Annotated in this window: 20 protein-coding genes; 7 read left to right on the top strand and 13 right to left on the bottom strand. The window is 59.2% G+C overall.

Features of this window, described 5'->3' with window-relative positions:
* Positions 1 to 45 precede the first annotated feature (45 nt).
* Together ACFQZG_RS15540 and ACFQZG_RS15535 are read left to right on the top strand one after the other, a co-directional pair.
* Positions 46 to 504 carry a MarR family winged helix-turn-helix transcriptional regulator gene (locus ACFQZG_RS15540; protein ID WP_378154044.1) on the top strand — a complete coding sequence of 153 codons (459 nt, stop codon included), beginning with the start codon at positions 46 to 48 and terminating at the stop codon, positions 502 to 504.
* Positions 497 to 1,981: a DHA2 family efflux MFS transporter permease subunit gene (locus ACFQZG_RS15535; protein WP_378154042.1), complete on the top strand. Its 1,485-nt coding sequence runs from the start codon at positions 497 to 499 to the stop codon at positions 1,979 to 1,981. Before ACFQZG_RS15540 ends, ACFQZG_RS15535 begins: the two co-directional genes overlap by 8 nt.
* Before the next feature lie 85 nt (positions 1,982 to 2,066).
* Here the strand turns inward: ACFQZG_RS15535 and ACFQZG_RS15530 are convergent, their stop codons facing one another.
* The 3 genes from ACFQZG_RS15530 to uvrA all read right to left on the bottom strand — a co-directional run bounded on the left by ACFQZG_RS15530 (position 2,067) and on the right by uvrA (position 7,617).
* Entirely contained in the window at positions 2,067 to 3,119 is a 1,053-nt protein-coding gene (locus ACFQZG_RS15530) for an NAD(P)/FAD-dependent oxidoreductase (RefSeq protein ID WP_378154040.1), read from the bottom strand.
* Positions 3,120 to 3,147: 28 nt separating this feature from the next.
* On the bottom strand, positions 3,148 to 4,863 hold the full coding sequence (locus tag ACFQZG_RS15525) for an ABC transporter ATP-binding protein (protein ID WP_378154038.1): 1,716 nt from the start codon (positions 4,861 to 4,863) through the stop codon (positions 3,148 to 3,150).
* 249 nt (positions 4,864 to 5,112) lie between these two features.
* Positions 5,113 to 7,617, bottom strand: coding sequence for an excinuclease ABC subunit UvrA (gene uvrA / locus ACFQZG_RS15520; protein WP_378154036.1), 2,505 nt, complete (start codon positions 7,615 to 7,617; stop codon positions 5,113 to 5,115).
* A 154-nt stretch (positions 7,618 to 7,771) separates the two neighbouring features.
* On the opposite strand from uvrA, the gene ACFQZG_RS15515 reads away from it, so the two are divergent.
* Positions 7,772 to 8,518: a MerR family transcriptional regulator gene (locus ACFQZG_RS15515; protein WP_378154034.1), complete on the top strand. Its 747-nt coding sequence runs from the start codon at positions 7,772 to 7,774 to the stop codon at positions 8,516 to 8,518.
* Here the strand turns inward: ACFQZG_RS15515 and ACFQZG_RS15510 are convergent.
* Positions 8,515 to 8,922 carry a GNAT family N-acetyltransferase gene (locus ACFQZG_RS15510; protein ID WP_378154033.1) on the bottom strand — a complete coding sequence of 136 codons (408 nt, stop codon included), beginning with the start codon at positions 8,920 to 8,922 and terminating at the stop codon, positions 8,515 to 8,517. The genes ACFQZG_RS15515 and ACFQZG_RS15510 overlap by 4 nt on opposite strands.
* 64 nt (positions 8,923 to 8,986) lie before the next feature.
* Between ACFQZG_RS15510 and ACFQZG_RS15505 the strand changes: the two genes are divergently transcribed.
* The gene (locus tag ACFQZG_RS15505; protein ID WP_378154031.1) at positions 8,987 to 9,457 is read left to right on the top strand and encodes a DinB family protein; all 471 of its coding nucleotides are present in this window, start codon (positions 8,987 to 8,989) and stop codon (positions 9,455 to 9,457) included.
* Positions 9,458 to 9,472: 15 nt separating this feature from the next.
* Here ACFQZG_RS15505 and ACFQZG_RS15500 read toward each other — a convergent pair whose 3' ends face one another.
* The 3 genes from ACFQZG_RS15500 to ACFQZG_RS15490 all read right to left on the bottom strand — a co-directional run bounded on the left by ACFQZG_RS15500 (position 9,473) and on the right by ACFQZG_RS15490 (position 17,473).
* Entirely contained in the window at positions 9,473 to 9,898 is a 426-nt protein-coding gene (locus tag ACFQZG_RS15500; protein WP_378154029.1) for a DUF3995 domain-containing protein, read from the bottom strand.
* A gap of 173 nt (positions 9,899 to 10,071) precedes the next feature.
* Complete coding sequence (locus ACFQZG_RS15495; RefSeq protein ID WP_378154027.1) at positions 10,072 to 11,199, bottom strand: tyrosine-protein phosphatase; 1,128 nt, start codon at positions 11,197 to 11,199, stop codon at positions 10,072 to 10,074.
* 148 nt (positions 11,200 to 11,347) lie between these two features.
* Positions 11,348 to 17,473 (bottom strand): choice-of-anchor I family protein, encoded by a 6,126-nt coding sequence (locus ACFQZG_RS15490; protein ID WP_378154025.1) that lies wholly within the window; start codon positions 17,471 to 17,473, stop codon positions 11,348 to 11,350.
* 249 nt (positions 17,474 to 17,722) lie between these two features.
* On the opposite strand from ACFQZG_RS15490, the gene ACFQZG_RS15485 reads away from it, so the two are divergent.
* On the top strand, positions 17,723 to 18,997 hold the full coding sequence (locus ACFQZG_RS15485) for an EAL domain-containing protein (protein WP_378154023.1): 1,275 nt from the start codon (positions 17,723 to 17,725) through the stop codon (positions 18,995 to 18,997).
* Between the two features lie 753 nt (positions 18,998 to 19,750).
* Here ACFQZG_RS15485 and ACFQZG_RS15480 read toward each other — a convergent pair.
* The 6 genes from ACFQZG_RS15480 to ACFQZG_RS15455 form a co-directional block, all read right to left on the bottom strand.
* Positions 19,751 to 20,353 carry a response regulator transcription factor gene (locus tag ACFQZG_RS15480; RefSeq protein WP_378154021.1) on the bottom strand — a complete coding sequence of 201 codons (603 nt, stop codon included), beginning with the start codon at positions 20,351 to 20,353 and terminating at the stop codon, positions 19,751 to 19,753.
* A gap of 1 nt (position 20,354) precedes the next feature.
* Positions 20,355 to 21,527: a sensor histidine kinase gene (locus ACFQZG_RS15475; RefSeq protein ID WP_378154019.1), complete on the bottom strand. Its 1,173-nt coding sequence runs from the start codon at positions 21,525 to 21,527 to the stop codon at positions 20,355 to 20,357.
* Between the two features lie 2 nt (positions 21,528 to 21,529).
* Complete coding sequence (locus ACFQZG_RS15470) at positions 21,530 to 22,285, bottom strand: ABC transporter permease (protein ID WP_378154017.1); 756 nt, start codon at positions 22,283 to 22,285, stop codon at positions 21,530 to 21,532.
* A gap of 1 nt (position 22,286) precedes the next feature.
* Positions 22,287 to 23,183, bottom strand: coding sequence for an ABC transporter ATP-binding protein (locus ACFQZG_RS15465; RefSeq protein WP_378154016.1), 897 nt, complete (start codon positions 23,181 to 23,183; stop codon positions 22,287 to 22,289).
* A 168-nt stretch (positions 23,184 to 23,351) separates the two neighbouring features.
* Complete coding sequence (locus ACFQZG_RS15460) at positions 23,352 to 23,873, bottom strand: DUF420 domain-containing protein (protein WP_378154014.1); 522 nt, start codon at positions 23,871 to 23,873, stop codon at positions 23,352 to 23,354.
* A 36-nt stretch (positions 23,874 to 23,909) separates the two neighbouring features.
* Positions 23,910 to 24,290, bottom strand: a complete 381-nt coding sequence (locus ACFQZG_RS15455) for an iron chaperone (RefSeq protein ID WP_378154012.1) — start codon at positions 24,288 to 24,290, stop codon at positions 23,910 to 23,912.
* 214 nt (positions 24,291 to 24,504) lie between these two features.
* Between ACFQZG_RS15455 and ACFQZG_RS15450 the strand changes: the two genes are divergently transcribed.
* Positions 24,505 to 25,005, top strand: coding sequence for a hypothetical protein (locus tag ACFQZG_RS15450; protein ID WP_378154010.1), 501 nt, complete (start codon positions 24,505 to 24,507; stop codon positions 25,003 to 25,005).
* Positions 24,989 to 25,612 (top strand): TetR family transcriptional regulator, encoded by a 624-nt coding sequence (locus ACFQZG_RS15445; protein WP_378154008.1) that lies wholly within the window; start codon positions 24,989 to 24,991, stop codon positions 25,610 to 25,612. The genes ACFQZG_RS15450 and ACFQZG_RS15445 overlap by 17 nt, the downstream gene beginning before the upstream one ends.
* Positions 25,613 to 25,660: the final 48 nt, after the last annotated feature.

Genomic DNA, 25,660 nt, shown 5'->3' with positions numbered 1-25,660 from the left:
GAGCGGATAATACTTCGCATGCGAAATAATCGAGGAGAATGAATCTTGGACGACAGTCAACGCTTCTTGCAAATTCTGCAGTCCCATCGGGAGCTCAATAAGACGTTCTACCAACTGCTCCAGAGCGCGGCGAACCTGCACGGCATCACGCCCGTCCAGTTCATCGTCCTTGCGCATCTGGCCAGGAATCCGAACATCCGCCTGTCGGACCTCGCGGAACGAATGAACCTCGGCAACAGCACGATGAGCGGCATTATCGACCGCATGGTCAAGGCCGAGCTCGTCTCGCGTGAGCGCACCGAGGCGGATCGCCGGGCGATGACGTTGAATTTGACGGAGAAGGGACTAACGCTTAGGCAAGAGACCGAAGCGACGAAGATCAAGTTCCTTCAGCCGCTGCTGCAGCTCTCCGAGCGCGACCAACTGGAATGGCATCGCATCCAGCAAGACATCATTCGCATTCTAGATCAAGTCAGAGAGGAAGTGCCTCACCACAATGGCTAACATGGTATCCACGACGATTCGCAGAGGGCCGATCATGGCCGCTCTGATTCTTGCCGCCTTCGTGGCTTTGCTCGCGCAGACGTTATTGAACGTCGCCTTGCCGGTCATGATGAAAGACCTGGACGTCACCGAGAACACGATCCAATGGCTGGCGAACGGCTACATGCTCGTCAACGGCGTGCTCGTGCCGATCAGCGCCTACTTCATTAATCGCTTCACGACCCGACGCTTGTTCCTGGTCGCCGCTTCCTTGTTCGCGGCCGGCACGGTGTTATGCGCGGTCTCCCCGACCTTCGGCATCCTGCTGGCCGGCCGGCTCGTTCAAGCCGCGGGCGCGGGCATCCTCATGCCGCTTATGTCGATCGTCGTCCTCACGATCTTCCCCGTAGAAGAACGCGGCAAGGCGATGGGCATGATGGGCATCGCGATGATCTTCGCGCCGGCCGTCGGACCGACGCTGTCGGGCTGGGTCGTCGAGCACTACGACTGGCACGTGCTGTTCTACATCGTGCTGCCGCTGGCTCTCATCGCGCTCGCGTACGGCGCTTACGCGATGAGGGACGTCATTCAGACGTCCAATCCGAAGCTCGATATTCCCGGCGTCATCCTGTCTACGCTCGGGTTCGGCGGACTGCTGTACGGCTTCAGCGACGCGGGAAGAGACGGCTGGGACAGCGCGACGGTTATCGCGTGCTTGGCGGTAGGAGCGGCCTCCCTGCTCATCTTCATCGTACGTTCGCTTCGGACCGACAAGCCGCTGCTCGAGTTCCACGTGTTCAAGTATCCGATGTTCTCGCTCACGACGCTCATTAACGCGATCGTCACGATGTCGATGTTCTCCGGCATGATCCTGCTGCCGATCTTCCTCCAGAACGTGCGCGGATTCTCGCCGATCGAATCGGGGCTGCTCCTGCTGCCGGGCGCGATTCTGATGGGCATCATGTCCCCGGTGACGGGAATGATCTTCGATAAAATCGGGGCCCGCTGGCTCGCCGTCGTCGGCCTGCTCATCACCGCCTTCACCACGTACGAGCTGAGCCACCTGCACGTCGATTCGACTTACAACCATATGATGCTTATCTACACGCTGCGGATGTTCGGCATGTCGCTCCTCATGATGCCGATTCAGACCGCGGGCCTGAACCAGTTGCCTCGCCGTCTGAACGCGCACGGCTCCGCGATGTCCCAGACGCTCCGGAACGTCGCGGGCGCGCTCGGTACCGCCTTGCTCGTTACGGTGATGACGAACCGCGCCGGGGATAAGACGGTCGAGCTCATCGCCGCCAACGGCATCGATCCGACGGATAAGGCCGCGATGGGGCCGATCGTTCAGGAAGCGACCACTTACGGCATTAACCATTCGTTCATCGTCGCCATGTGGATGACGATCGCCGCTCTCGCGCTCGCGTTCTTCATCAAGAAGGTGAAGCCCGCGGAGGAACCGGCGGTCAAGCCGCTGCCGGATTTCGACGAATAAGCGGTTTGCCATGTACGTATGCACAAAAAAAGGTTGGACGACGGCTTGAAGCCGTTGTCCAACCTTTTTGTATCTCTTGGGGCGATCAGCTGCCGAACAGCTGCTTCTTCAGCTCGCGGTTCCGCTCGGCGAAACGGTCGTTATGGGACGATACCATGCCCCACGCTTCCGCTTCCGGCGCGATGAACTGCTTCGCCTTGTTGACCGCGTTCGCCGCGTCCTGGAACGCGCCTGCGATCAGATGCAGCTTGCCGTCGTGCGCGAGCAAGTCTCCCGCCGCGAAGACGCCGGGTACGGACGTCTCGCTCATCGGCGTCCCGGCGATGTTCCACTCGTCCTTCATGTCGATGCGAACCTCGCTGTTCTCCAACAACGTCCGGTCGCGGTCGTAGCCGTGGCTGATAATAATCTCGTCGACGGCGATCTCCGCGAGAGAGTCGTCCTCGTTGTTGCGCAGCACGACGCGGTCGATCGCCTCTTGGCCCGTCTGCGCAAGCAGCTTCTCCAGCTCGGTGTTGAGCAGGCAGACGACGCCGTTCTCGCCCATTCTCGTGACGTCGGCCTCGTGTCCCTTCAACGAATCCTTGCGGTAGGACAGGATGACCTGCTTCGCGATCGGCGCGAGCTCGTTCGCCCAGTCGATCGCCGTGTGGCCGCCGCCGGAGATGAGCACCGTCTTGTTCTTGAACCTCGAGATCGACTTGACCGTGTAGTGGAGATTGGCGACTTCGTAGCGCTCCGCGCCTTCGAGGTTCAGCTTCGTCGGCTTCAGGATGCCGTAGCCGATCGCCAGGATGACCGTGCGGGAATAATGCGTCGCTCCGGAAGACGTCTGCAGGACGAAGGTGCCGTCTTCTTCCTTGCCGATCGACGTCACCTTCTCGCCGAGCGCCAGCGTCGGATCGAACGTCCGTCCTTGCGCCACCAGTTGCTCGATGAGCTGCTCGCCGGTAACCGGCGTGAGCCCGCCGACGTCCCAGATCATTTTCTCCGGATAGACATTGACCTTGCCTCCCAAAAATTCCTGGAACTCGATAATCTTCGTCTTCATCTCCCGCAGCCCGCTATAGAAAGCGGAGAACAGCCCCGCGGGACCGCCCCCGATAATCGTTACGTCGTAAACGTCTCTCTCGCTCATGTCGCCCACTCCTTGTATATGAAGGTAATTACGTTCCGAATTGCGCTTGGTGAAGACGGCTGTACACGCCTCCGGCCGATACCAGCTCCCGATGGCTGCCTTGCTCCGATATGCCCTGCTCCGTCACGACGACGATGCGGTCCGCGTTCTTGATCGTTGCCAGCCGGTGCGCGATGACGAGCGTCGTGCGCCCCTTGGCCAGCTCCGCGAGCGATTGCTGGATCTGCGTCTCCGTCTCGGTATCGAGCGCGGAGGTCGCTTCGTCGAGGATGAGAATCGGCGGGTTCTTCAGGAACATCCGCGCGATCGCGAGCCGCTGCTTCTGCCCGCCGGACAGCTTGACGCCCCGCTCGCCGATGATCGTCTCGAGCCCTTCCGGCTGCGAACGGATGAAGGTATCCAACCGCGCCAGTCGAGCCGCTTCCCAGATCTGTTCCTCGCTCGCGCCGAGCTTGCCGTACGCGATATTGTCGCGCACCGTTCCGGAGAACAGGAACACGTCCTGCTGCACGATGCCGATCTGCTCGCGAAGCGACGCGAGCTTGACGTCGCGGATGTCGACGCCGTCGATGCGGATCGACCCGGCGGCCGCTTCGTAGAAGCGAGGCAGTAAGCTGCACAGCGTCGTCTTGCCGGCGCCGGACGGTCCGACGAAGGCGACCGTCTCGCCCGCGCGGATCGTCAGGTTAATTCCCGCGAGCACGTGCGACTCGTCCTCGTAACCGAACGAGACGTTCTCGTAGCGGATGTCCCGCTGCAGCCTGCCGATGTCGCGCGCGTCCGGCTTGTCGGCGATATCCGGCTCCGTGTCGAGCAGTTCGGTATAGCGCTTGAAGCCCGCGATGCCTTGCGGATAGCTCTCGATGATGGCGTTGATCTTCTCGATCGGCCGGAAGAACACTTGGGTGAGCAGCAGGAATCCGATGAACTCCCCGTACGAGAGCTGGCCATGAATGACGAACCAGGTGCCGCACACCATGACGAACAGCGTGACGAAGCGCATCATCATGTAGCTGATGGAACCGTTCTTGGCGATGAGCTTGTAGGAGAGCAGCTTGGTCAGGCGGAAGCGGCTGTTGTTCGCTTGGAATTGGGCCTTCTCGTGCGCTTCGTTCGTGAACGCCTGCACGACGCGAATGCCGCCGACGTTGTCTTCGATGCGGGCGTTGAAGTCGCCGATGTCCGAGAACAGCTGCTCGACCGCCTTCGTCATCTTGCCGTTGAAGTAGACGACGAGCCAGATGATCGCCGGCACGACCAGGAACGTCAGCACCGCGAGCTTCCAGTTGATGAACATCATGAGCGTGAACGAGCCGAACAGCGTCATGATCGCGATGAAGAAGTCCTCGGGACCGTGATGCGCCATCTCGCCGATCTGCATCATGTCGTTCGTCAGCCGGGAGATCAGATGGCCGGTCTTCGTATTGTCGAAGAACCGGAAGCTCAGCTTCTGGACGTGCTCGAACAGCTTCTTGCGCATGTCGGTCTCGATGTTGATGCCGAGCATATGTCCCCAATAGTTCACGATATAGCTGAGGACCGTATTGAGTATGTAGAGCGCGAGCAATCCGATGGAAGCCCATACGATGATCTGCCAATTGCCGTCCGGCAGCAGATCGTCGACGAAGCGGTTGACGACGACCGGGAACGCGAGCTCCAGCAAGCCCGCGAACACCGCGCAACCGAAGTCGAGCAGGAACAGCCCCTTATAAGGCTGATAATAAGCGAAAAATCGTTTAAGCATGACTCCGAATTCACCTCTGTTGAATAGGCCTGCCTGCGCTGGGACCGCGAAGCGCCGAATCGTGACGGTAGACGCGTTCGATCCTTGTCATTAGAATGGTTTAATCGTATCATATTCTCATTGAGAATGAAAATCATTATTATTCAAAATCGCGAAGAATAGGTAAACGTACAAGAGCCAACAACGCGCAAACGGCGGCACAGGATCACGCCCTGTAGCCGCCGTTGTCTTATCCTCTCCGCCCCGTCTCTACCCGAGCGCCTCGCGCAGGTGCCGGCCCGTATGCGAGCCGCGGACTTGCGCGACTTGCTCCGGCGTGCCTTCGGCCACGACCGTGCCTCCTTCGAGGCCGCCCTCCGGCCCGATGTCCACGACCCAGTCGCATTCGCGGATCAGCTCGAGATTGTGCTCGACGACGATAACGGTGTTGCCCGCGTCGACGAGCCGGTCGAGCAGCACCGTCAGCCGCTTCACGTCGGCCGGGTGCAAGCCTGTCGTCGGTTCGTCCAACAAGTAGAGCGTATGCTTCTTCGTCTTCTTGCTGAGCTCCTTGGCGAGCCGGATCCGTTGGCCTTCGCCTCCGGACAGCGTCCGCACCGACTGCCCCCAGTGCAAGTAGCCGAGGCCGACTTCGCAGAGGAGGCGGATCGTCTCCGCCATTTTATCGTTACCGTTGAATATCCCGAGACTCTCCTGCACCGTCATGTCCAGCAGATCCGAGATCGAATACCCCTCGTACGTGACACGAAGCACCTCGTCTTGGAACCGGCGCCCGCGGCAAGCCGGACAGCGCACCTCGATATCCGGCAGGAAGTGCATGTCCAGCGTCAGCACGCCGAGCCCCTGGCAATGCTCGCACCGTCCGCCCGGCGTGTTGAAGGAGAAGTGCTTGGACGTCAGCTTCCGCTTCTTCGCCTCTGGCAATCCGGCGAACAAGTTCCGCATCGCGGTGAAAATATCCGTATAAGTCGCCACGTTAGAACGCTGCATTCTGCCGATCGGCGACTGGTCGACCGAAATCCATTCGCCGACTTCCTCCGTACCCTCGATGCCGTCGCAGCCGTCCGGACGCAGGTTGCCGTTCGCCCCTTCCGCGAGCAGGTCGAACACGAGCGTCGACTTGCCGGAGCCCGACACGCCCGTCACGGATACGAGACTGCCGAGCGGGAACGAGACGGTCACGTTCTTCAGATTGCGCGCATGGGCGTTGATTACGGTCAGCGATCGCCCGGTACCCGCTCTGCGTTTCCGGTTAACCGCGTAGCCCCGCTCCTCCCGCAAGTAGGCGCCCGTCACCGAACGCTCCGCCTGCATGAGCTGCTCGAGGCTTCCTTCGCCGACGACTTGCCCGCCGAAGCTGCCCGCGCCCGGTCCCATGTCGATGACGTGATCGGCCGCCCGCATCGTCTCGATGTCGTGCTCGATGACGAGCACCGTGTTGCCCATATCGCGCAATTGCTTAAGCACCTCGATCAAGCCCGCCGTATCTCTCGCGTGCAGGCCGGCCGTCGGCTCGTCCAGAATATACAGCACGCCGGTCAAGCCCGACCCGAGCAGAGACGCGAGGCGGAGCCTCTGGGCTTCGCCCCCGGACAGCGTGATCGACTGCCGGTTCAGCGACAGGTAACCGAGGCCGAGGTTCAGAATCCGCTTCAGGCGGGACGGAATCTCGTCCTTCACGATCGCCTCGACGAGATCCAGGCTCTGAGCCGGCACTTCAGCCGGAACGCGTCCCAACCATTCGAGAATCGCCTCTAGCGGCCATTCCGCGATCTCTTGGATCGCCGCTCCCGCGACCCGAACGGAGCGAACCTCCGCCTTCAGCTTCGCCCCGCCGCAGTCCGGGCACGTATGCTGGCGGAAGAACGCCGCGCTGTTCAAGCCTTCCGCCTCTCCGCCCTTCTCCTTGTAGCGACGCCAGATACCCGTCACGATGCCCTCGAACTTGCCGAGCGTCACCGTCTTCGGCGGCTTCGCGCCCGGATAATGCCGCATGAATTGCTCGCTCTCGACGCCGTAATAGAGCAAGTCCCGTTGAGCTTCGGAATACTCCTTGAGCGGCAGCTCCGGATCGAAGGAGAAGCCGTAATGCTTCGCCGCCGCGTTCAGGATATTCCCGTAGTATTCGACCATCATGTCGTAGAGGAACGTGACGCCGCCTTCTTTTAGGCTTTTCGACGTATCGAATACCGCTTCCATCCGCAATTGCGCCACATGACCGAGGCCGGAGCAAGGCTCGCATGCGCCTTCGTGCGTATTGAACGAGAAGTGCGGCATCCCGAACCGTTCGAGCGTCTCGCCGCAGTGCGGACAGTCGACCGTACCGTGCGGCGCCTCCTCGTCTAACGCGATGTCATCCGCCGCCTGCGGAATCGGCGGAGGCACGTCTCCTCCGCACTTCGGACACGGGCGATGCCCGGTTCGCGAGAAGATCGCCCGCAAGTACGTGTAAATATCGGTCACCGTACCGACCGTCGATCGCGGATTCCGGTTCGTGACGTGTTGGCCGACGCTGATCGACGGGGACAATCCCTCGATCGCCTCGACCTTCTGCTTGCTGATGGAGTCCGACATCATCCCCATCGACTCCATGTATTGCCGCTGGCATTCTCGCTGCAGCGTATCCATTGCCAACGTAGACTTGCCCGAGCCCGAAGGGCCGGTCAGCACGACGAGCTTGTACTTCGGAATATCGAGCGACACGCCCCGCAAGTTGTTCTCCCGCGCGCCTCTGATGCGAATGTAATCCTTCATTCTTTGTTCGCCTCCCGTGTTTCTCGATCGATTACCACGCAAGGTCATTGTATAACATTAATGCAAATGATAAGGTTAGGTATAAAATACGTCGATATTTAAACTTCAACTTTACTATGGTGCTTCAATGTTTCACGAGAGGATGGAACCCGTCTTGCCTATTCGCCCGATCGACATCGCCCGCCGGCTGAACGTCAGCACGAGCGCGCTTCGCCATTACGAAAGCTGGGAAGTCCTCCCGCCGATCGACCGCGGCCCCAACGGCTACCGGATTTACACGGAGACGCACGTCGCCTACTTCGAGTGTATACGCTCCATGTATCCCGGATACGGCATGACGCTTACCTGCAACGCCCTTCGTCTCGTCCGCGACGGACGCATGGACGAGGCGCTCTGGTCGCTGAACGAGCAGCAGGCGAAGCTATGGCAGGACAAGACGATGACGGAGAAAACGATTCAAATGCTGGAGACCCGGGAGCTCGACGAAGTGGACGCCAAGTCGCGCCGGAAGGGGTTAACGATCGGGGAAGTATCGGAAGAGACGTCGATTCCGGCGTCCGCCATTCGGCACTGGGAGAAGGAAGGGCTGCTGACGCCGGATCGCGATCCGCACAACGGGTACCGGACGTTCACGCGCTCCCACGTGCGGCAAGCGCTCATGATCCGCACGCTGCGCAACGCCGGTTATCCGCTCGACGTCGTCAGCCAGGTCATGCGCGAGCTGAACAATAACCAGCTGGAGCAAGCGCGGCGAATCGCCAGAGAGTCGCTGAACAACATGTACGCGGCATTGCGTCATCAACTAATGGGCTCGCACGATCTATACAAGCTGTGCCGGATGAGCGGGCTGTCCGACAAATTCGCTCATCCGATGCCCAACCCTTATCTGAATTGGAGTTAGAGCGATTTGGTCATGAGGATTTCGAGCGCTTCGCCCTCGAGCAGAAGACACCCGGCATCCTTATAACCGAGCTTACGATAAAAGTGCTGCGCCTCTTCGTTCGACAGCGTCGAGGTCATGACGAGCGGGAAGCCTCGCCTCCGCAGCTCGTCTTCCCAATGCAGGACGGCGCTCTTGCCCAAGCCTTGTCCCCGGTACGGCTCGTCCAGCCACAGCATGTTCATGAATGGCGTATTGTCCCAGAAATACCCGTAGCGCAGCCAACCGATCGCCGCGCCGTAGGCATCGCGAATCATCATGATTTCGCCGTTATCGATCTTGGAGTCGATCAGGTCGGGACGCACGTGACGATCCCTCGAGCGAATATACGCGGAATCGCCGCGCGTCGCCGGTTCGATAATCATCTCGATCACCTCCGCCTTATGGTATAATAACTCTCAATTTATGGATAGAGGAGTGACGTAGGCGATGTCTCATTACTTGTTCAAACAACTGGCGTTCGTACGCGGCGGCACGGTTAAAGCGATCGAAGGCGTAACCGAGGAAGCGGCGGACATCATCCCGGACGGCTTCCGCAACAGCATCCGCTGGAACCTCGGCCACGTATACGTCGTGCTGGAGCGGTTCGCCTTCCATTACATCGGACTGCCGCTTCAATTGCCGGACGGCTTCAAAGCGCTGTTCGAATACGGCACGACGCCGCTGAACCCGCCGGAAGGCGTTACGCCCCCGACGCTGCCGGAGCTCGAAGCGCTGCTGCGCGGCCAGCTGGCACGCATACAGGAAGCGCTCGGCGATCGGATGCAGCAAGCGATCGAGCCGCCGTACACGACGTCGACGGGCATCACGCTTGCGTCTTCCGAGCAATTCCTAAGCTTCAACCTCTATCACGAGGGCATGCACCAGAGCGTGATCAAGCAGTACAAGAAGCTGATCTAGATAGCTGGGAATCTGTTATCCCAGCAACGCCAGCACGTACGCGAGCGCCAGGAACAAGCACATCGGGCTATAATACAGCGTATCGTTGCGGCCGAACGCCGTGTTCCGGATTCGCTTGAACAGCCCGAGGTACTTGAACTCGCCGACAGCACGGACGAAGAACACGACCGCGCATAGGATGCAGGCGAACTTGGCGTAACGATCGACGGTCCCTATGATGATCAGGTCCGCTTGGACGAGAAGCGCGGCCGCGGCGACGAGCAATAGTAACGCTACCGCGACCGTCTCCGGCACGCGGGGCTTGAACAATAGCTCCCCTCCGTCCGCCTTCCGCGGGACGGCCGCCGCGCCTCCCCATCGTCCGCCGCTCGCCCAGTACAGATGCAAGCCGCTGACCGCTAGCAAGATCGCCGTCGCTAACGACACGATGACCACTACCATGCGAATCACCCTTTGGATTGGATATTTTCCCATAGTTTAGCACGAACGATGCATATGGGACCGAGCGCGGCGTGACAATCTTGCGACTGTTGCGCTCTTCGGGTCTTCTGCTTATATCCGCATATTCGCATAACAAAGCCCCTCCGGTCCGGAGGGGCTTCTCTTCTTCCGGCTTACGCCGTATACATTGCCTTCAGCTTCGCTCGCTCTTGCTTCGTTACGCCGAGGCCCTTCTCGATGAACGCGTCGATGGAGCCGTACTTCGCTTTCATCTCGTCGATGGCCGCTTGCAGGAACTCCTTCTGAACGCCCATCAAAGTCGAGATGGCGGCAACCACGTTCTCGTCCTTGATCTGCTGCTTAACGCCGTCGATCATCTTCTTGTTCGCTTCGGCGCGGTAAAAGTTGCTGCGCAGGTAGTCTTCCATGACCGTCTTCTCGTCGACGCCGAGCGTCAGCAGGATGATCGCGGATCCGAGACCCGTGCGGTCCTTACCCGCCGTGCAGTGCTGCAGCAGGCCGATGTTCTTCGGATCGTTGAGCAGTTCCATCAATTGCACGTAGAACTTCGGATCGTCGACCATCTGCTTGTTGAAGCCGGCCATCATCTGTACCGCGGTGTCCGCATCCTTCATCATGCCGGAGGCAATCATCGATTGCAGGTCCGCCGTCGAGCCCACGTTGCCGGCGTCCGTACGGACGTACTTCACGCCCGCGATCGTGGGATCCGCCAATGCCTTCACTTCAGCGTCGGTCCGGAAATCGACGTTCGTCTTAATGCCCATCTCCTGGATTGTCTTCAAGTCGGCAGCGGTCAGGTGACCGAGCTCTTCGCCGCGGAACAGCTTGCCCCACTTCACCGTCTTGCCGTCCGTCGTCTTGTAGCCGCCCAGGTCGCGGAAGTTGAACGCGCCTTGCAGTTGCACTTGGCGCTCGGCCGTCGTCGCCGTCGCGCCGTTGCCGGCTTTGATCCAATAGTACACGCGGGATCCCGGCTTCGGATCCGCGGCTACGTAACCGCCGTAGCTCGTCATCGTCGCGCCGAGCAGCTTGCCCTTCGCCTTGATATCGTCGGGCGACGTGCTCCAGTAAATTTTGATCGGTCCGAGGTCTGCGTTCGTTTGCCAACGGATGACGACTTTGCCTTGAGCGTTGCGCTCGACGGTCGCCTGGGTGAAGCCGGCTTTCTTCGCTTGCGTCGTTGCGGCCGGAGAAGCTGCGAACGAAGTCGTCGGAGCGATCGCTCCGAGAAGAATGGATGTCGTCAATACGGCTGCGGACAGCTTCGAAGTTCTGTTCATTGAGTTGATAACCCCTTTGGTAGAGTAGTTGTCTACAAGTAGAGTACAACTTGAGTATTAGCGAGATGTGTCGCGAACGTCAGTGGAATGTTAAAAAGGAGCCCCTCTCGCGAGACTCTCGCGAGGGGCTCCTACGGACAAGTATGGATTAGTTCAAAGAAGCTTTCATGAAGATCGCCAGCATCTTGGCCGTCTCTTCGCGCGTCGCGTTGTCCGCCGGAGCGAAGAAGCTGCCCGACACGCTAGCGCGCGTCTTACCGTTGATGATACCCGCTCGTTGCACCGCCTTCGCCGCTTCCAGCGCGTACGGCTGGACGTCGGCTTCGTCGGCGAACGTTACGGCTGCGGAGGTCGTCGGCAGCGTTACGCCGATGGCCTTCGCCAGTCGCACGATCATCGTCGCCATTTGCTCCCGCGTAATCGAGGATTGCGGAGCGAACTTGCCTGTCGCTACGCCGTTGACGATGCCCGCTTGCGATGCCCATTCAACGGATGCCGCGTAGTATGTGCCCGCAGGTACGTCTCCGAAGCTGCTGCCGCTATACTTGCTCAGGTCCGCGCCGGCGATTCTCGCCAAGATGAGCGTGAAGTCCGCGCGCGTAACTTGCGCCGAAGGCGAGAACGTCGTGTCGTTAACGCCTTTAAGGATATTCCGAGCCGCCAAATACGTGATGTAGTCTTTCGCGAAGCTTGCGTTCGTATCATCGAAGGATACCGAGTTATAGCCCACCGCGTATTGCGAGAAGTGCTTGACGCCGAACGTCAGCTTGCCCGTCGCCGCGTCGTATGAGCCGTTCGGTACCATGACGATGTCGCCGTTGTCCGCGATGTAGTAGATAACGATCGCGTTCAAGTCTTCGCCGGCTTTCGGGGTGTATGGCACGTTAACCGTAACCGTTCCGCCCGCGAAGTCCGACACCTTGTTGCCGCCTGCCGTTACCGTGAAGTCGAATACCGGACGGTCGCCGATCGCCGCTATAATCGCGTCTTTCGCGCCTGCAGGCGCACTGGCCGCAACGTCCGCCGCGCTCGTCTTGACGATCGCGACCGAGACTTCGCCGCTGTTCGCCGCGCCCGCGATCGTATCGATCGTCTTGCCGTCGAACACGAGCTGACCGATGCCTGCATCGATCGCGACAGCGCCCGCGCCGCTGCTTGCCACTTGCTTGAACGAATCCGAAGGCAGATTGATCGTCGCTTGCTTCGCGCCGGCGTCTGCCGTCGCTTTGAATTCCAATACCGTATTCGTACCGTTCGATGCGATCGCCTTCAGCGCCGCGTCGATTTGTTCTTTATTAACCGTTGCCGTCGCGTTGCCGTTCGCGTCGGTCTTCGTAGGCACTTCCGTCTTCACCGTCGTCTTGCCGCCTTCTGTGGAAGAAGTCGGTTCGTCGGTCTTCGGCGGCGTGACCGGAGTCGTGGATCCGCCCGTGTTGCCTCCCGTATTACCGCCGGTATTACCGCCCGGCAGAGGCTGACCTTTCAGATCAACGATGCGCCCTTGCGTGCTAATGTTGACCGTGCCAACCCGATCTAGATGCTCCAGGAACACTTCGTAATCCGGCATATACAGCTCGTAATATCTGCCGGCGTCCTTCGCTTGCTTCAGCGAGTAGTAGAAGTCGCCTCCCGCCGCCGTGAACGAGTTCGTCGCGAGCATATAGTACGCGTCCGGATCGACGACGGAATAGGAGCCGTCCGCGTTCTGAATTTCGACCTTAACGACTCTCGATCCGTTAGACGTAATCGTTCCCGCCGACTGGTCGATCGTCTGCTTCGCCTTCGTCGAATCGTAATAGAACTTCATGCCCGCCACGTGCGCGAATCCGCCCCGTTCCGCCGGCGCGTCCGCGACGCCGTTCTCGAGCGCGAGAATCAGTTCGCGTCCCGTCACCTTCACCGCGACGATGCTGTTATCGAACGGCATAAGCGTCCGAACTTGACCCAGCGTAATATCGCCGGCCGGAATGCCCGTGCGAATGCCGCCTCCGTTCTGAAGCGCGATATAACCTTTAATCGAAGACAGCTCGGAGGTTGGAAGGAGCGCGCTAATCTTCGACTTCATCGCTTCCCTCATGCCGTCCGTAATCAGATTGCCAAGGTTCGTCTCCTCTTGGCGTACGACGCGCTTCATCTGGCCGTCGATCATGCGTTCGTACACAAGCTGAACGTTCGTCTTGCCGACGACCTCCGACATGAGCTCGGCAATCTCCGCTTTGTATACGTCCAGCTTCGCTTTCGCGACCGAATCGTCCGCATATCCGGCAACCGGAATCAACTGGCCGTCCCACGACTTCAAGACGCCATCCGTATCGAACACAGCATCCAGCTTGCCCAGGTTATCGCCGTATTCGCCTGCCTGCACGATTACCGTCGGTTCGTCCGCCGCGTTTCTCACGACGGGCTGATCCAGCTTCGTATGGCTGTGGCCGCCGACGATGATGTCGATGCCTTCCACTTCGTCAGCCAGGATCCGATCGAACTCATATCCGATGTGCGACAACGCGATGATCTTGTTAATGCCTTCCGCTTTCAGTGCCGCCACCGAAGCTTCAGCGCTAGCAAGGTAATTCTCGAACGACAGCGTATCGCCCGGGGAAGAGATGCCGACCGTTTCTTCCGTCGTCAAGCCGAATACGCCGACTTGTTCCCCGTCTACGCTGAGCACGACGGACGGATAGATGTGAGCGTCCGCGATCGGATTGTCGATTCCTCCGATTTCGTTCTTATAGATACCGTTCAGTCCCGTGTTCGCGCTGTAATCGATGTTCGAGCTGACGACCGGGAAGCCGGCGGCCTTAATGAACCGCTCCAACGCCGCAGGGCCTTTGTCGAACTCGTGGTTACCCGGCACCATGGCGTCGTAGCCGATCAAGTTCATGAACTCGAGATCGGCCATGCCCTCGTACTTCGTGAAGTACAGCGTACCAGAGAACACGTCACCCGCATCCAGCAAGATCGTGTTCGACGTCCGGTTATCCTGAATCGCCGTCACCCGCTTCGCGACTGTATCCAAGTGCGCATGCGTATCGTTCGTATGCAGCACGCGCAGCGTGAAATCTCCACCGCCCGTGCCGTCAGCCGGGGATATCGTTACCGCAACTTCGGCAGCGGCATAACCGTCCGCGCTTACTGCTTTAATCGTTGCCGTGCCTGTTGCTACCGGCGTTACATTACCGCTTGCGTCTACCGTTGCCACAGACGTGTTAGAGGACGTCCACGTTACCGTCGCGGAAGGCGTTACGGTTGCGTTAACCTTCTTCGCCGCGTCGCCGACTTTCAGGGAAACAGCGGTTTGATCGAGCGTGAGCTTCGTCACGTTCAGTTGCATCACGGCGATCGTACCGCCGACTTCGTTCGCCACGAGCACGAGCGGCAAGCCCGTCGGGCTGTCGGAAGCCGAGATGAATTCGACGCCTTCCGGACCGGTGTCGGCATTCAGGCCTTGGCTGAAGTCGCGAGTGTTCGTGTAGTTCAAGAATACGGGGCTGAGCGGGTTCGTCACGTCGTACGTCATGACGCCGCCGACGCGCTCAAGCCCGATAAACGCGAGCGCCTTGTTGCCTACCTTGCCGACCTTGACGTATTCCGGCTCAGGTCCCTTCTTCGCGCTGCGGTTGTCCATGGACGTGCTGCTGTTGCTTGCGTTGAAGTTCGCCGTTACCCGGTTCGCGGTAATTTTCTCGAAGTCGTTGCCGCTGTCGTATACTTGCTCCAGCGTGTCGGCGTTATAGATCGAGAACGACCGGCCGCCTCCCATATAGAAGCCTTGGTCCAGCTTATCCGTGTTGATCTCGACGTTCTTGTAACGCGAGCTGCCGCCGACTTTCCCATTGTTCGTGAAGCCCGGCCAGTCGGCCGTCGCCTCCCCTTCGTTAGCCGTGAACAGGTACGTTCCGTTCTCGTTCGTATACGCGTCGATGCCGTCCGGCATGTACATGCCGTAGTAAGGCACGTTCTCGAAACGAATTTGACCGTCGTTAACGAGATCAAGGGAATGGTTAGGCAAGCTAAAATCTTTGTACCCTAAGCTTTTCACGCTGATAACGCTCTTGCCGCTAATGTCGATCGTCGCGATGGCGTTATTCTCCTGCAGGGAGACGTAAGCCTTGTTGCCCGAGATCGCGATATATTCCGGCTCGAAGTCGTACGCCGCTTGGGCCTTCGTGCCTCTGGTCAATAATGTAGGTGCTGCCGTGATTGCGCCGTTCGTGGAAACCGAGCGGATATGAACGTCGTCGGCAATGACGCTCGTGTCGGTGAATTCAACGTTGGAGAATGCAGGAGTTTCCGTCGTAAGATCGACGATCGTAACGCTGCCTTTCGGATCCCCGTTCGGATGGGACGCGCCGTCCGCATCCTTCAAGCGAGGCTCGCCTTCGTTCGCCGTCAGCACATACTTGCCGTCTTTAGTCGAAGTCACCATATCCGGTTGTACGCCGGCATCATATTTTGCTTGGAAATTGCCCTCATAGTCTAGCGCGAGGATGATTCCGTTCGCCGAATAGTCTTTGGCTTGAATCGCCAGATAAATCCGATCGTTCTCCGTATTCACGTTCACGCTCGAGAAGTCGCCGTACTCGAAGCCGGGAACGCTCGGCGTCAACAGGTCTTCTTTAATGCGCACGCTCTTGTGAAGATTCGTCGTGCCGTCGGCGTTGATGTCGACGATATCGAGCTTCGGCGGAACGGATGCTCCGTTGACCGAGTAGAAACGCTTATTCTCGGGGTTATACGCCACGATCTCGGCGATGCCGCCGCTATCGCTCGACTGACCGGCTTGGAAGCTGCCGATCTTCGTTACGCTGACGAGGTCGGGACGATCTCCTTCGACGACAGCCGGCGTTTGGCCGAATTTCACGACAGCACCCGTGGAGTTGTTCACTTCCGCAACGGCGATATATTCTCCGTTCGTAGCGGTAACTTTCTTGTCTGCCGGCAAGTCCGTGTAACCAGTCAGTGTATCGCCGACGTTCGGTACGGCAGCAGCCGTTGCGCCTAAGCTCTTATAGACGAGCTTGTTCGTTCCGCCGATCGTATCGTCGACGAAGATCGTCGTCTGCGTCGTGTTCGCCGTACCGTAAGCGTCGCCTGCCGAGACTGTCAGCTCAGGTGCCGGAATCGGCGCCGCGCTGAAGGCAAGCAGGGTCGCTCCTTGAATTTCTTGCGAGTTGCCGTACAGGTTGCCGCCCGACTGGAGCGCGTTGGACGTAACCACGACCTTCAACGGAATATCGCCCGTTACGTCGCTGTTCGCCGTTCCGCTCAGCGTAATCGTAACCGAATTGGTCGCGTTGTCGCCCGTCGCGGATACCGCAAGGCCCGGAATTTCCGGCGTGACGTAGACGGAGCTAGTCAAGTTGCCGCTATACACGGTGCCCGTTACGCTCGAGAGGTTGACCTTGAAGGAATCGTTAGCCGGGTTAACCGTTCTCGCGTCGTTCATCGCGATCGTGTTGTCGGAGCCTTCGACCGTGCCGCGAATGAGCGGCTCGACCGGAAATTGGCTGCCGCGCGGGGCGATAACGCCGCCGTCGGCAGCATCCAGCACGACGAAATCGACGCTGTTCGCATCCGAATCGTAACCGTTGCCGTACCCGGTGCTCGTACTCGTCGGCGTAATGACGGTTCCGGCATCGTTCACGCCCTTGCGAACGAGAAACTTCTTATAGGATAGGTCCGCCGGCCACGCGCCCGTCGACGCCGCGTTCTCGTAAGCCGCCGGGCCTGCGGACGTTTTGCCGAAGCCGACCAAGTCGACGATACCGTTACCGCTGGACTGAGCGGCGGACAGAGGAGTCGAGCTGCTCACGAGCGCGACGACGCCGCCGTTCTTGCTCAAGTGAGGGAAGGAGCCGGAAGCCGTCACGTCCGGATTGTTTACCGCCTTAGACGTCTCATTCGTTACTCCGCCGCCTTGGTTGCCTTTTATCAGGAAATAACCATGAGCCGGGATCGTCTGGTTCGCGCCGAACGCGATGACGTTCCAGTCTCCCGCTGTATAGCCGACGGGAACGTATTGAATCGAATAGTTATCCAGAGCAACCGGATTCTCCGTCGGATTATACAATTCGATATAGTCGTGCGTATAAGTGGATGGACTCGAAGCATTGTCCTTGCCGCCGGCGTACACTTGGCTGATCACGACGTGATCGGCATTCGCGGCAGCCGAAGCTTGTCCGTTGAATCCTTGCGGGATTACCGTAATGAACAACAATGCAACGGCCATGGCTAGGCCAATGAATCTCTTCCTTCGGATGAACCACTTCGCCATGAGATATCCTCCTCGATTGGTCTCGTATTTCTTCAACGTTCAAACTCTACCAAACGACTATTATTGAGATGTGCGAATAGATGAGGAGTTATGTAAAAAGTGGCTCGCGCGGCGTCTTCTCGACGGAATCTTCAATTATTCCTACTAATTCGACAATGTTCACTATGCTAACGTCAGACTTTACATTACAATAATGAAAAATGGCTGATGTTAACATTCATGACACCGAGGCTAGCGAAGGGGTTCCTTATGAATAACCGCAACGGTACCGCAACAGGCGACGACGCCGTACCTTCCACTGCACCCTTAGGCGAATTACACGCCTACTTCCAACCGATCATCGCGCTGGAGACGCGCGGCATCGTCGGATACGAGACGCTCGGCAGGCATGCCGTGGACGGGACGATCCGCAGCCTCGGCCCGTTCTTCACGGACGCCGGCATCTCCGTGGCCGAGCACGTGCGCGTGGACAGATTGCTGCGCGAGCAAGCGCTCGGGAAGCTGAGCGCTATGGCCGATCCTCCCGTTCTGTTCCTGAATCTGAAGCCCTCGTGGATCTATGACCAGTACGTCAAGACGGGCGAACTGCATACCTTGCAGTTGCTGCAGAAGTACGGCGTCGATCCGCGTCGCATCTGCATCGAGATTACGGAGGAAGAGTTCACCGGCTCCATGTCGGAGTTGAACCAGATCATCAATCTCTACCGGGAGAGCGGTTGCCAGATCGCGATCGACGACGTCGGCTCCGGCTTCAGCAACTTCGACCGGATCGCCCAGATTCAGCCGAACCTGCTGAAGATCGATATTCACTTGATGAAGAAGAGCGCCGTCCACCAAGGGTACCTGGGCGCCATGCGTTCCTTCTCGACGTTGGCCGAGCAGATGGGCGCCTCGCTCTTGGTCGAAGGCGTGGAAACCCGCGACGACTTGCGGCGGGCGATCCAGATCGGCGCGCGATACGTGCAAGGCTACCTATTCTCCCCCGCGGTCCCCGGGTTCATCGCGCCGGACGCGTTCACCGAGCTGATCGAGGCGGAGCTAGCGGATCACCGGGACCGGCTCCGGGAGTCGCAAGCGCATTGGGACGAAGTCGGCACCGCGCTCATCGAGTCGGTTCGCCGGTCCGATATCGAACAGGAGATGTCCCGTTCCCCGCTCGCCGCCGATCGCTCCGTCTCGGCAGATCCGGCAGACCAGGCGGACGACGCGATACGGGCGATGCTCGGCAGTCTGGACGAATCTTGCCACCGCGTCTTCCTATGCACCAACACCGGCATTCAATTGTCCTCCAACCACGACAGGAGCCACGGCGGAGAATGGCGCGTGCAGAAGCAATACCGCAACGCCGATTGGAGCTGGCGCCCGTACTTCATTCCGCTGCTCTCGCGCGGCAAGTCCCGCACGGAGGCGATGTTATCGCCGCGCTACTCGGATCTGGACACGCGAAAGTGGATCCGCACCGTCTCGATTCCGGTCGGGAGCGAGTACATTCTACTCATCGACCGTTCCGACGACACGAATTGAGGTGAGGCGCCGGATTAGTGCCGTCTCATAACGCTATTTCGCCATACGCCGGCCTCACGCCAATTTAGTGCTGTCTCATAACGCTATTTCGCCATACGCCGGCCTCACGCAAATTTAACGCTGTCTCATAACGCTATTTCGCCATACGCCGGCCTCACGCAAATTTAACGCTGTCTCATAACGCTATTTCGCCATACGCCGGCCTCACGCCAATTTAGTGCTGTCTCATAACGCTATTTCGCCATACGCCGGCCTCACGCCAATTTAGTGCTGTCTCATAACGCTATTTCGCCATACGCCGGCCTCACGCCAATTTAGTGCTGTCTCATAACGCTATTTCGCCAACTGTCGCCCGGCCGCCCATTTAACGCTGTCTCATAACGCTATTTCGCCAACTGTCGCCCGACCGCCGATTTAACGCTGTCTCATAACGTTATTCCGCCAACGGTCGCCCGACTGCCGATTTAACGCTGTCTCATAACGCTATTCCGCCAACTGTCGCCGGACCGCCGATTTAACGCTGTCTCATAACGTTATTCCGCCAGCGGTCGCTCGACCGCCGATTTAACGCTGTCTCATAAAGCTATTTCGCCATACGCCGACAAACCGCCCATTTAACGCCACCTCATAACGTTAATCTGCCGCAGCAATCCGGAGCAGGCAATCGACCAAACCAAAAAGACCGGCTTCCCGGGGTCCACGCCCCGAAAGCCGGTCTTCACGCTAACTCCGCCCCACGCACCACCTGCCCGCCTAGTCCAACCATCCATTCTTCGCCGCGATGGCGATCGCGTCGACCCGATTCTTTGCTTCCAGCTTCTGAATCGCTTCGGACCAATAGTTGCGCACCGTGCCCGCCGTCAGGAACAGCACGTCCGCGATCTCGCCCGCGGACATGCCCTCCCGCGCCAGCTTCAGCACCTCGCGTTCGCGTTCCGTCAGCGGATTCTCCGACTCCCAGAACGACAGCGCGAGTTCGGGACTGATCGCCCGCTTGCCGGCGTGCACGTCCCGAAGCGCCGCCGCGAGCTCCGCGATCGGCGAATCCTTCAGCAGGAACCCCTTCGCCCCGGCTTTCATCGCCCGCTGGAAGTACCCCGCGCGGGAGAACGTCGTCAGAATGATCACGCGGCAAGAGTCGTTATCCGCACGCAGCCGTTCGGCGACGTCCAGTCCCGTCAGCAGCGGCATCTCGATATCGAGCACGCACAGCTCCGGCTTCAGCTCCCGAATCATCGCGAGCGCCTGTTCCCCGTTCTCCGCTTGTCCGACGACTTCGATGTCCGGCTCCAGATCGAGCAGCGCGCTCAGCGCTCCCCGCAGCATGCCTTGATCCTCCGCCAAAATAATCCTCATCCTACATCCTCCCCGAAGATGCCGCGTTAACCTTCGGCACCGTAATCGTAAGCCGAGCCCCTTGTCCTTGGGGCGAATTCGGCGTCAACCTCAGAAGCCCGTCGACCAGGTTCAACCGCTCCTGCATCCCTCGCAGGCCGTTGTGGCCGTGAGCCGGCAATATTCCCTGTTCGTCTCGACCGGCTAGACCGACGCCGTCGTCGGCGACGGTCAGCACGTACCGTGCCGGCTCCTCCGCCCAAGCGATCGTGCACAGGCGAGCGCGGCTATGCTTCACGACGTTCGTGACCGCTTCGCGCATGCACATGCCGAGCAAGTTATCGAGCAGAGGACTAAGCGCGATGCTATCGAAGTCCCCTTGCAGCTTCACGCCGATAGAAGCGGCGGCCAATATGCGCTTGGCGTTCGGCAGCTCTTCGAGAATCGTCACCGCGCTCATATCGGTCACGAGATCCCGCACCTGCTTAAGCGCCGCGCGGGACGTCGCCTGCACGTCGCGGATTTCCTGCTTCGCCCGCTCGGGCTTCGCGTCGATCATTTTCTCCGCCAATTCGCTCTTGAGCGTAATCATCGTCAGCGTATGGCCCAGCGTATCGTGCAGCTCGCGAGAGATACGCTGCCGCTCCTCGCTCTTGGACAGCCGCTCGATCTCGTCGTTGGCGAGACGCAGCTGCATCCTTAACCGCCGCGAACGCCGGCCGATCAGCATCGCGACGGGAAGCAGCAGCATGGCGAGAACCGCGGGCAGCAAGCCCAGGAAGTCGTCCATCGTCCGCGTCATTTCGTACCGCCATACATCGAACCCGAACAGCATGAACATGCCGGACAGCGCGATGCCGATCTGCCGCGTCGTCGACAGCATGCCGAGCAGCGACGCCGTATAGAAGCCCATGTAGACGAAGCTCTCGTGATAACGCCAGATGAAATAGCCGATGATGAACAGTTGAGCGACGATGCAGGCCAACCGCCATTGCTCCCGCACGAAGCCTACGATATGCGAAGCGGCGAACGCGACGATGAGCGGGAAGCCGACCCATTGCTCGACCGGCGCCTTGTCCGCCACTTCGGTTATCGGGAACAGCAGATAGACGAGCCACACCATCGCGAACGCGAAAGGCGGCCCCCCTTCGGGCCGCTTTAGAATCATTTCGTGAATTGTCGACAGTCGCTTCATCCTTACACCGCATCCTGTTTCTTCATGACGTAGGAAGAGATCGCGAGGAAGACGGCTACGTAAGCGATCAAGATAAGCACGCCGTTCCAGTTAACCGAAGCGCCCGCGACCGCGTCCCACGCGCCTTGGCCGAGCCGATACGTCGGCAGCGCATGGGCGATCTTCTGCATCGTATCGGACATCGACTCGGTCGGGAACCAGAGTCCGCCGAGGATGGACATCCCCATGTAGCAGATCATCGACAGCACCTGCGCGAAGTCCGCGTTCTTCAGCGAGCCGATCAACGTGCCGATGCCCATGAACGAGAAGCCGCCGATCCAGATGAACAGCCCGCTCGTGATCCATGCCGTCGCCGATAGGTCTACATGCTTCACGAAGCCGCCGACGAGGAACATGATCAGAACGATGCAGAGGTTAATGAACCCCTGAGCCATGACCTTGGACACGACGTAAGACCACGACGGCAGCGGCGTAATACGAAGCAGCGAGAGCCAGCCTTGCGAGCGTTCCTTCGACAGCCGTTGGGCGAAGGACGTAAGGCTCGCGCCGACGACGCCGTAGACGGTCATCGACATGAGGTAATACGAGCTCCAATCGACGTTGCCGACCTGCGTATCGTCTCCGACCGTGCTCGTGAAGATGAAGTAGAAGATGACCGGCATGATCACCGAGAAAATAACGAATCGACGGTTGCGAGCCGTGCGGAGCAGCTCCGCCTTGCACTGGGCGAACGTCGCCCGCATCGTAATCCCATTCATGTCAGTGTGCCCCTTTCTGCTGAACGAGCGCTTGGAACGCGTCTTCCAAGCCGCCGCTCTGAATTTCGATGTCCCGCATATCGAAGCGCCGTTCGATGAGCAGCGCGATCAACCGGTCGGTATCGCCGCTATGCAGCTTCGCGCGGCGGCCGTTCCATTCGACGTTCGTCACTCCGGGAAGCGCGCTCAGCAGCTCGGTCGTAACCGAAGCTCCGGCGGTGAACGAGATGACCCTGCCCGTCGTCTCCGCCTTGATCTGGCTCGGCGTGCCGTCGGCGACGATCCGTCCTTCGTTAATGACGACGACCCGGTCTGCCAGACTGTCGGCTTCCTCCAGATAGTGCGTCGTAAGCACGACCGTTCTCCCTCTGTCGGCCATCGTCCGGATCGTGTCCCAGAACGTCTGCCGCGACGTGACGTCCATGCCGACGGTCGGCTCGTCGAGGAAGATGACTTCCGGATCTCCGGCCGCGGCGAGCGCGAAGCCGAGCCTGCGTTGTTGTCCGCCCGAGAGCGCGGTGGCCATCTTGTCCCGCTCTTTCTCGAGGCCGGAGATGCGAAGCAGTTGCTCCAACGACTGCGGCTTCGCATAATAGCTGCGGAACAGGTTGATCGTCTCCGCCACCTTCAGGCTGTCGATGACGCTGACGTCCTGCAGCATCGCCCCGATCCGGTCGCGCACCCGGATATCCTTCGGATCGCCGCCGAGCAGCTTCACGCGGCCGGAAGTCGGCTGCCGCATGCCGAGGATCATCGAGATCGTCGTCGTCTTGCCGGCGCCGTTCGGCCCGAGCAGCGCGAACACCGTGCCCTTCTCCACCTTCAGCGACAGATCGTCCACCGCTTTTTTACCCTTGTATATCTTCGTGACCCGCTCTAGCTCGATTGCCGCGTTCATCGTTCATCACTCCTTATGCACCCCATCTTACCGCATCGCCGATCGCCTTCCCACGCATTATAGTCATGAGTTGCGCATGATAATTATCATATCGGCGATCGGCGGACGCATAGGAAAAAGCCGCAACGGCGCTCTCTGCAACCGTGCGACTTCATCGGGAATAGCTCCTCAATAATAAGGCGAGATCAGCAAGTAGACGATAACGCCGGTGCTGCTGACGTACAGCCAGATCGGCATCGTCCATTTGGCGATCTTGCGGTGGCGCTCGGCCTTCATCGCGAAGCCGAACAGGGCGCTGATGAGCGCGAGCGGCACGTTCACGATGGCCAGCAGAATATGCGTGACGAGAATGAACAAGTAGATGGATTTCAGCCACTGAGCCCCGCCGAACGTCGTCGGTTCCGTCAGGAAGTGGTAGACGACGTAACAGACGAGGAACAGGAACGTCGTGCCGAACGCCGCCAGGACGAAGGCGCGGTGACGCGCGATATTGCGCTGCTTGATCGAGATCAAGGCGATCAGCAGGAACGAGAAGGTGAACAGATTGAATACGGCGTTGAGAAAAGGAAGGATCGTCACGTCGAACCCGACGGCTCCCTCGTAACCGGGCAAGAAGAAGAGCGTTGCGATTATTCCGATCAGAACGATCGAGAAGATGACGATGATCGGCAGCATTTTGTTCGTGTTCATAGGCGCGGCAATGGCTCCTTCGTTCGGATTAACGGGCTACTTGCGCTTCTTCGCGGGCTTGTTCTCGTTCTCCCGCGCGTTGAACTTGACCATGTCCGCGATGAGAGCCGTCGGGAGCGGCTCGCTCATCGGCAACTGTACGGCGGACTTCGATACGGCGTAGCGCGACAACCGCTCCTTGAACGCCTCGAACACCGCGAACGGAGGCGGAAAAGACAGCGAGTAATGCTTCGCGTAAGCCGAGTAATAGATCAGCTTGCCGTGATGCTCGAATACCGGAATCTGATAACTAATCGCTTCCGTCGCCTCGGGCACGGCTTCCTTGACGGTTCGCCGGATCAGCTCCAGCCCTTCCTGGACTTCCTTCGGAAACGTACGAATATACTCGTCCGGGTTCTGATAGTCCGTCTTCGCCACGCGCTAGCCCTCCCATTGACATCCAGTTATTAACGCTTTGGGTACAAGTATATCGCGTTTTCCATGCGGCATCAAACGACGCGACCCGCTGCTCGGGCGAAGTCTTTTCCCGAGAAGACGACCGCCCGTTGACTTTTTCGGTCGGTCGATTTAATATTTGATTAAGTAATCAGTATTTTAAGTAAACGAACAAATTATGAGGAGGAACACGTTCATGAACGATACGAACAAATCCGCATCCCCCGAAACCTCGCTCTCGCAAAACGACTTAAGATGGCTGTCTCCCATTAGCGCGCTCATCGGCATGGCCGCGCTATGGGCGGTCTGGCACTTCTACGGGGACGCATTGGACGATCCGGAGTTCCGCTGGTATCATTGGATTCAACCGATTCTAATGACCATCGGCAGCTTAACGGCGCTCGCCGCCGCGCCGATCCTGGCGACCGGTCGCAAGAGCGGCTGGGAATGGTTCAAGCTCGCGCTGTCCTTCATTCCGATCATTCTCGCCGCTCGCCTGGTCATCGTCGTCTTCGTCGTCGCCGGCAAAGCCGCCGGCAAGCTGTCCGACGGCTCGTTCTTCGAATGGCTGAGCGACGCGAATCCGGTTAAGCTGACGATCAATATCGCGATTATTATCTTCATCATCATGCTGGGCTGGCTAAGCAGGAAATCCAAGTCCGGCGCAAAGGAGAACAAGGATGCCGACGGGTCCTAATCCGGGAGATAAACCTTCCTTCATCACCGAAGCGCGGCGCGCGCAGATGATCGAAGCCGCCATCGTCACACTCGACGAGATCGGCTTCGCGAACGCGAGTCTCGCCCAGATCGCCAAGCGGGCGGGCGTCAGCACCGCGCTTCTGTCGTATCATTTTCAAGACAAGAACGACCTGATGGATCATACGCTCATGACGTTGCTCCACGAGATGGTGACGTACGTGGGCGCGCGGGTGGAAGCCGCGGAGACGGCGCGGGAGAAGCTGCACGCGTACATCGCTTCGCATCTCGCGTACCAAGGCACGCGGCCGAAGCACAATGCGGCGCTGATTGAGATTATCTTCCATGCCCGAACGCCGGACAACGTTCCTTACTACAAGCTGGAAGACGACGGCGAAGAAGACCCGATGGCCGCCATGCTCAAAGGCATCCTGGCCGAAGGGCAAGCAAGCGGTGATTTCGGGCCGTTCCTCGTGCCGGTCATGGCCAGCGCGATCCAAGGCGCGATCGGCGAGCAACTGGCCGGAACGTCGATCACGTCCGGACTCGACCTGGAGACGTACAGCGCCGAGGTCATCCGCCTGTTCGACAAGGCTCTCGCGCCGTGAAACGTAATGAAAGGCCATGAACGCCGAAGAGCCGGAGCCCCTCGTAAG

This window comes from Cohnella sp. GCM10027633 (assembly GCF_042675445.1).
Lineage (GTDB): Bacteria > Bacillota > Bacilli > Paenibacillales > Paenibacillaceae > Cohnella.
The sequence above is the reverse complement of the archived record's forward strand: the minus strand, read 5'-3'. Positions and strand labels throughout refer to the sequence as shown.

What these genes read in the sequence shown, in the direction of transcription:
- ACFQZG_RS15445 (WP_378154008.1), top strand. Translation starts at nt 24,989, where the DNA reads ATGCCGACGGGTCCTAATCCGGGAGATAAACCTTCCTTCATCACCGAA.
- ACFQZG_RS15475 (WP_378154019.1), bottom strand. Translation starts at nt 21,527, where the DNA reads ATGAAGCGACTGTCGACAATTCACGAAATGATTCTAAAGCGGCCCGAA.
- ACFQZG_RS15510 (WP_378154033.1), bottom strand. Translation starts at nt 8,922, where the DNA reads ATGATTATCGAACCGGCGACGCGCGGCGATTCCGCGTATATTCGCTCG.
- ACFQZG_RS15525 (WP_378154038.1), bottom strand. Translation starts at nt 4,863, where the DNA reads ATGCTTAAACGATTTTTCGCTTATTATCAGCCTTATAAGGGGCTGTTC.
- ACFQZG_RS15500 (WP_378154029.1), bottom strand. Translation starts at nt 9,898, where the DNA reads ATGGTAGTGGTCATCGTGTCGTTAGCGACGGCGATCTTGCTAGCGGTC.
- ACFQZG_RS15535 (WP_378154042.1), top strand. Translation starts at nt 497, where the DNA reads ATGGCTAACATGGTATCCACGACGATTCGCAGAGGGCCGATCATGGCC.
- ACFQZG_RS15495 (WP_378154027.1), bottom strand. Translation starts at nt 11,199, where the DNA reads ATGAACAGAACTTCGAAGCTGTCCGCAGCCGTATTGACGACATCCATT.
- uvrA (WP_378154036.1), bottom strand. Translation starts at nt 7,617, where the DNA reads ATGAAGGATTACATTCGCATCAGAGGCGCGCGGGAGAACAACTTGCGG.
- ACFQZG_RS15505 (WP_378154031.1), top strand. Translation starts at nt 8,987, where the DNA reads ATGTCTCATTACTTGTTCAAACAACTGGCGTTCGTACGCGGCGGCACG.
- ACFQZG_RS15470 (WP_378154017.1), bottom strand. Translation starts at nt 22,285, where the DNA reads ATGAATGGGATTACGATGCGGGCGACGTTCGCCCAGTGCAAGGCGGAG.
- ACFQZG_RS15480 (WP_378154021.1), bottom strand. Translation starts at nt 20,353, where the DNA reads ATGAGGATTATTTTGGCGGAGGATCAAGGCATGCTGCGGGGAGCGCTG.
- ACFQZG_RS15460 (WP_378154014.1), bottom strand. Translation starts at nt 23,873, where the DNA reads ATGAACACGAACAAAATGCTGCCGATCATCGTCATCTTCTCGATCGTT.
- ACFQZG_RS15465 (WP_378154016.1), bottom strand. Translation starts at nt 23,183, where the DNA reads ATGAACGCGGCAATCGAGCTAGAGCGGGTCACGAAGATATACAAGGGT.
- ACFQZG_RS15530 (WP_378154040.1), bottom strand. Translation starts at nt 3,119, where the DNA reads ATGAGCGAGAGAGACGTTTACGACGTAACGATTATCGGGGGCGGTCCC.
- ACFQZG_RS15450 (WP_378154010.1), top strand. Translation starts at nt 24,505, where the DNA reads ATGAACGATACGAACAAATCCGCATCCCCCGAAACCTCGCTCTCGCAA.
- ACFQZG_RS15490 (WP_378154025.1), bottom strand. Translation starts at nt 17,473, where the DNA reads ATGGCGAAGTGGTTCATCCGAAGGAAGAGATTCATTGGCCTAGCCATG.
- ACFQZG_RS15485 (WP_378154023.1), top strand. Translation starts at nt 17,723, where the DNA reads ATGAATAACCGCAACGGTACCGCAACAGGCGACGACGCCGTACCTTCC.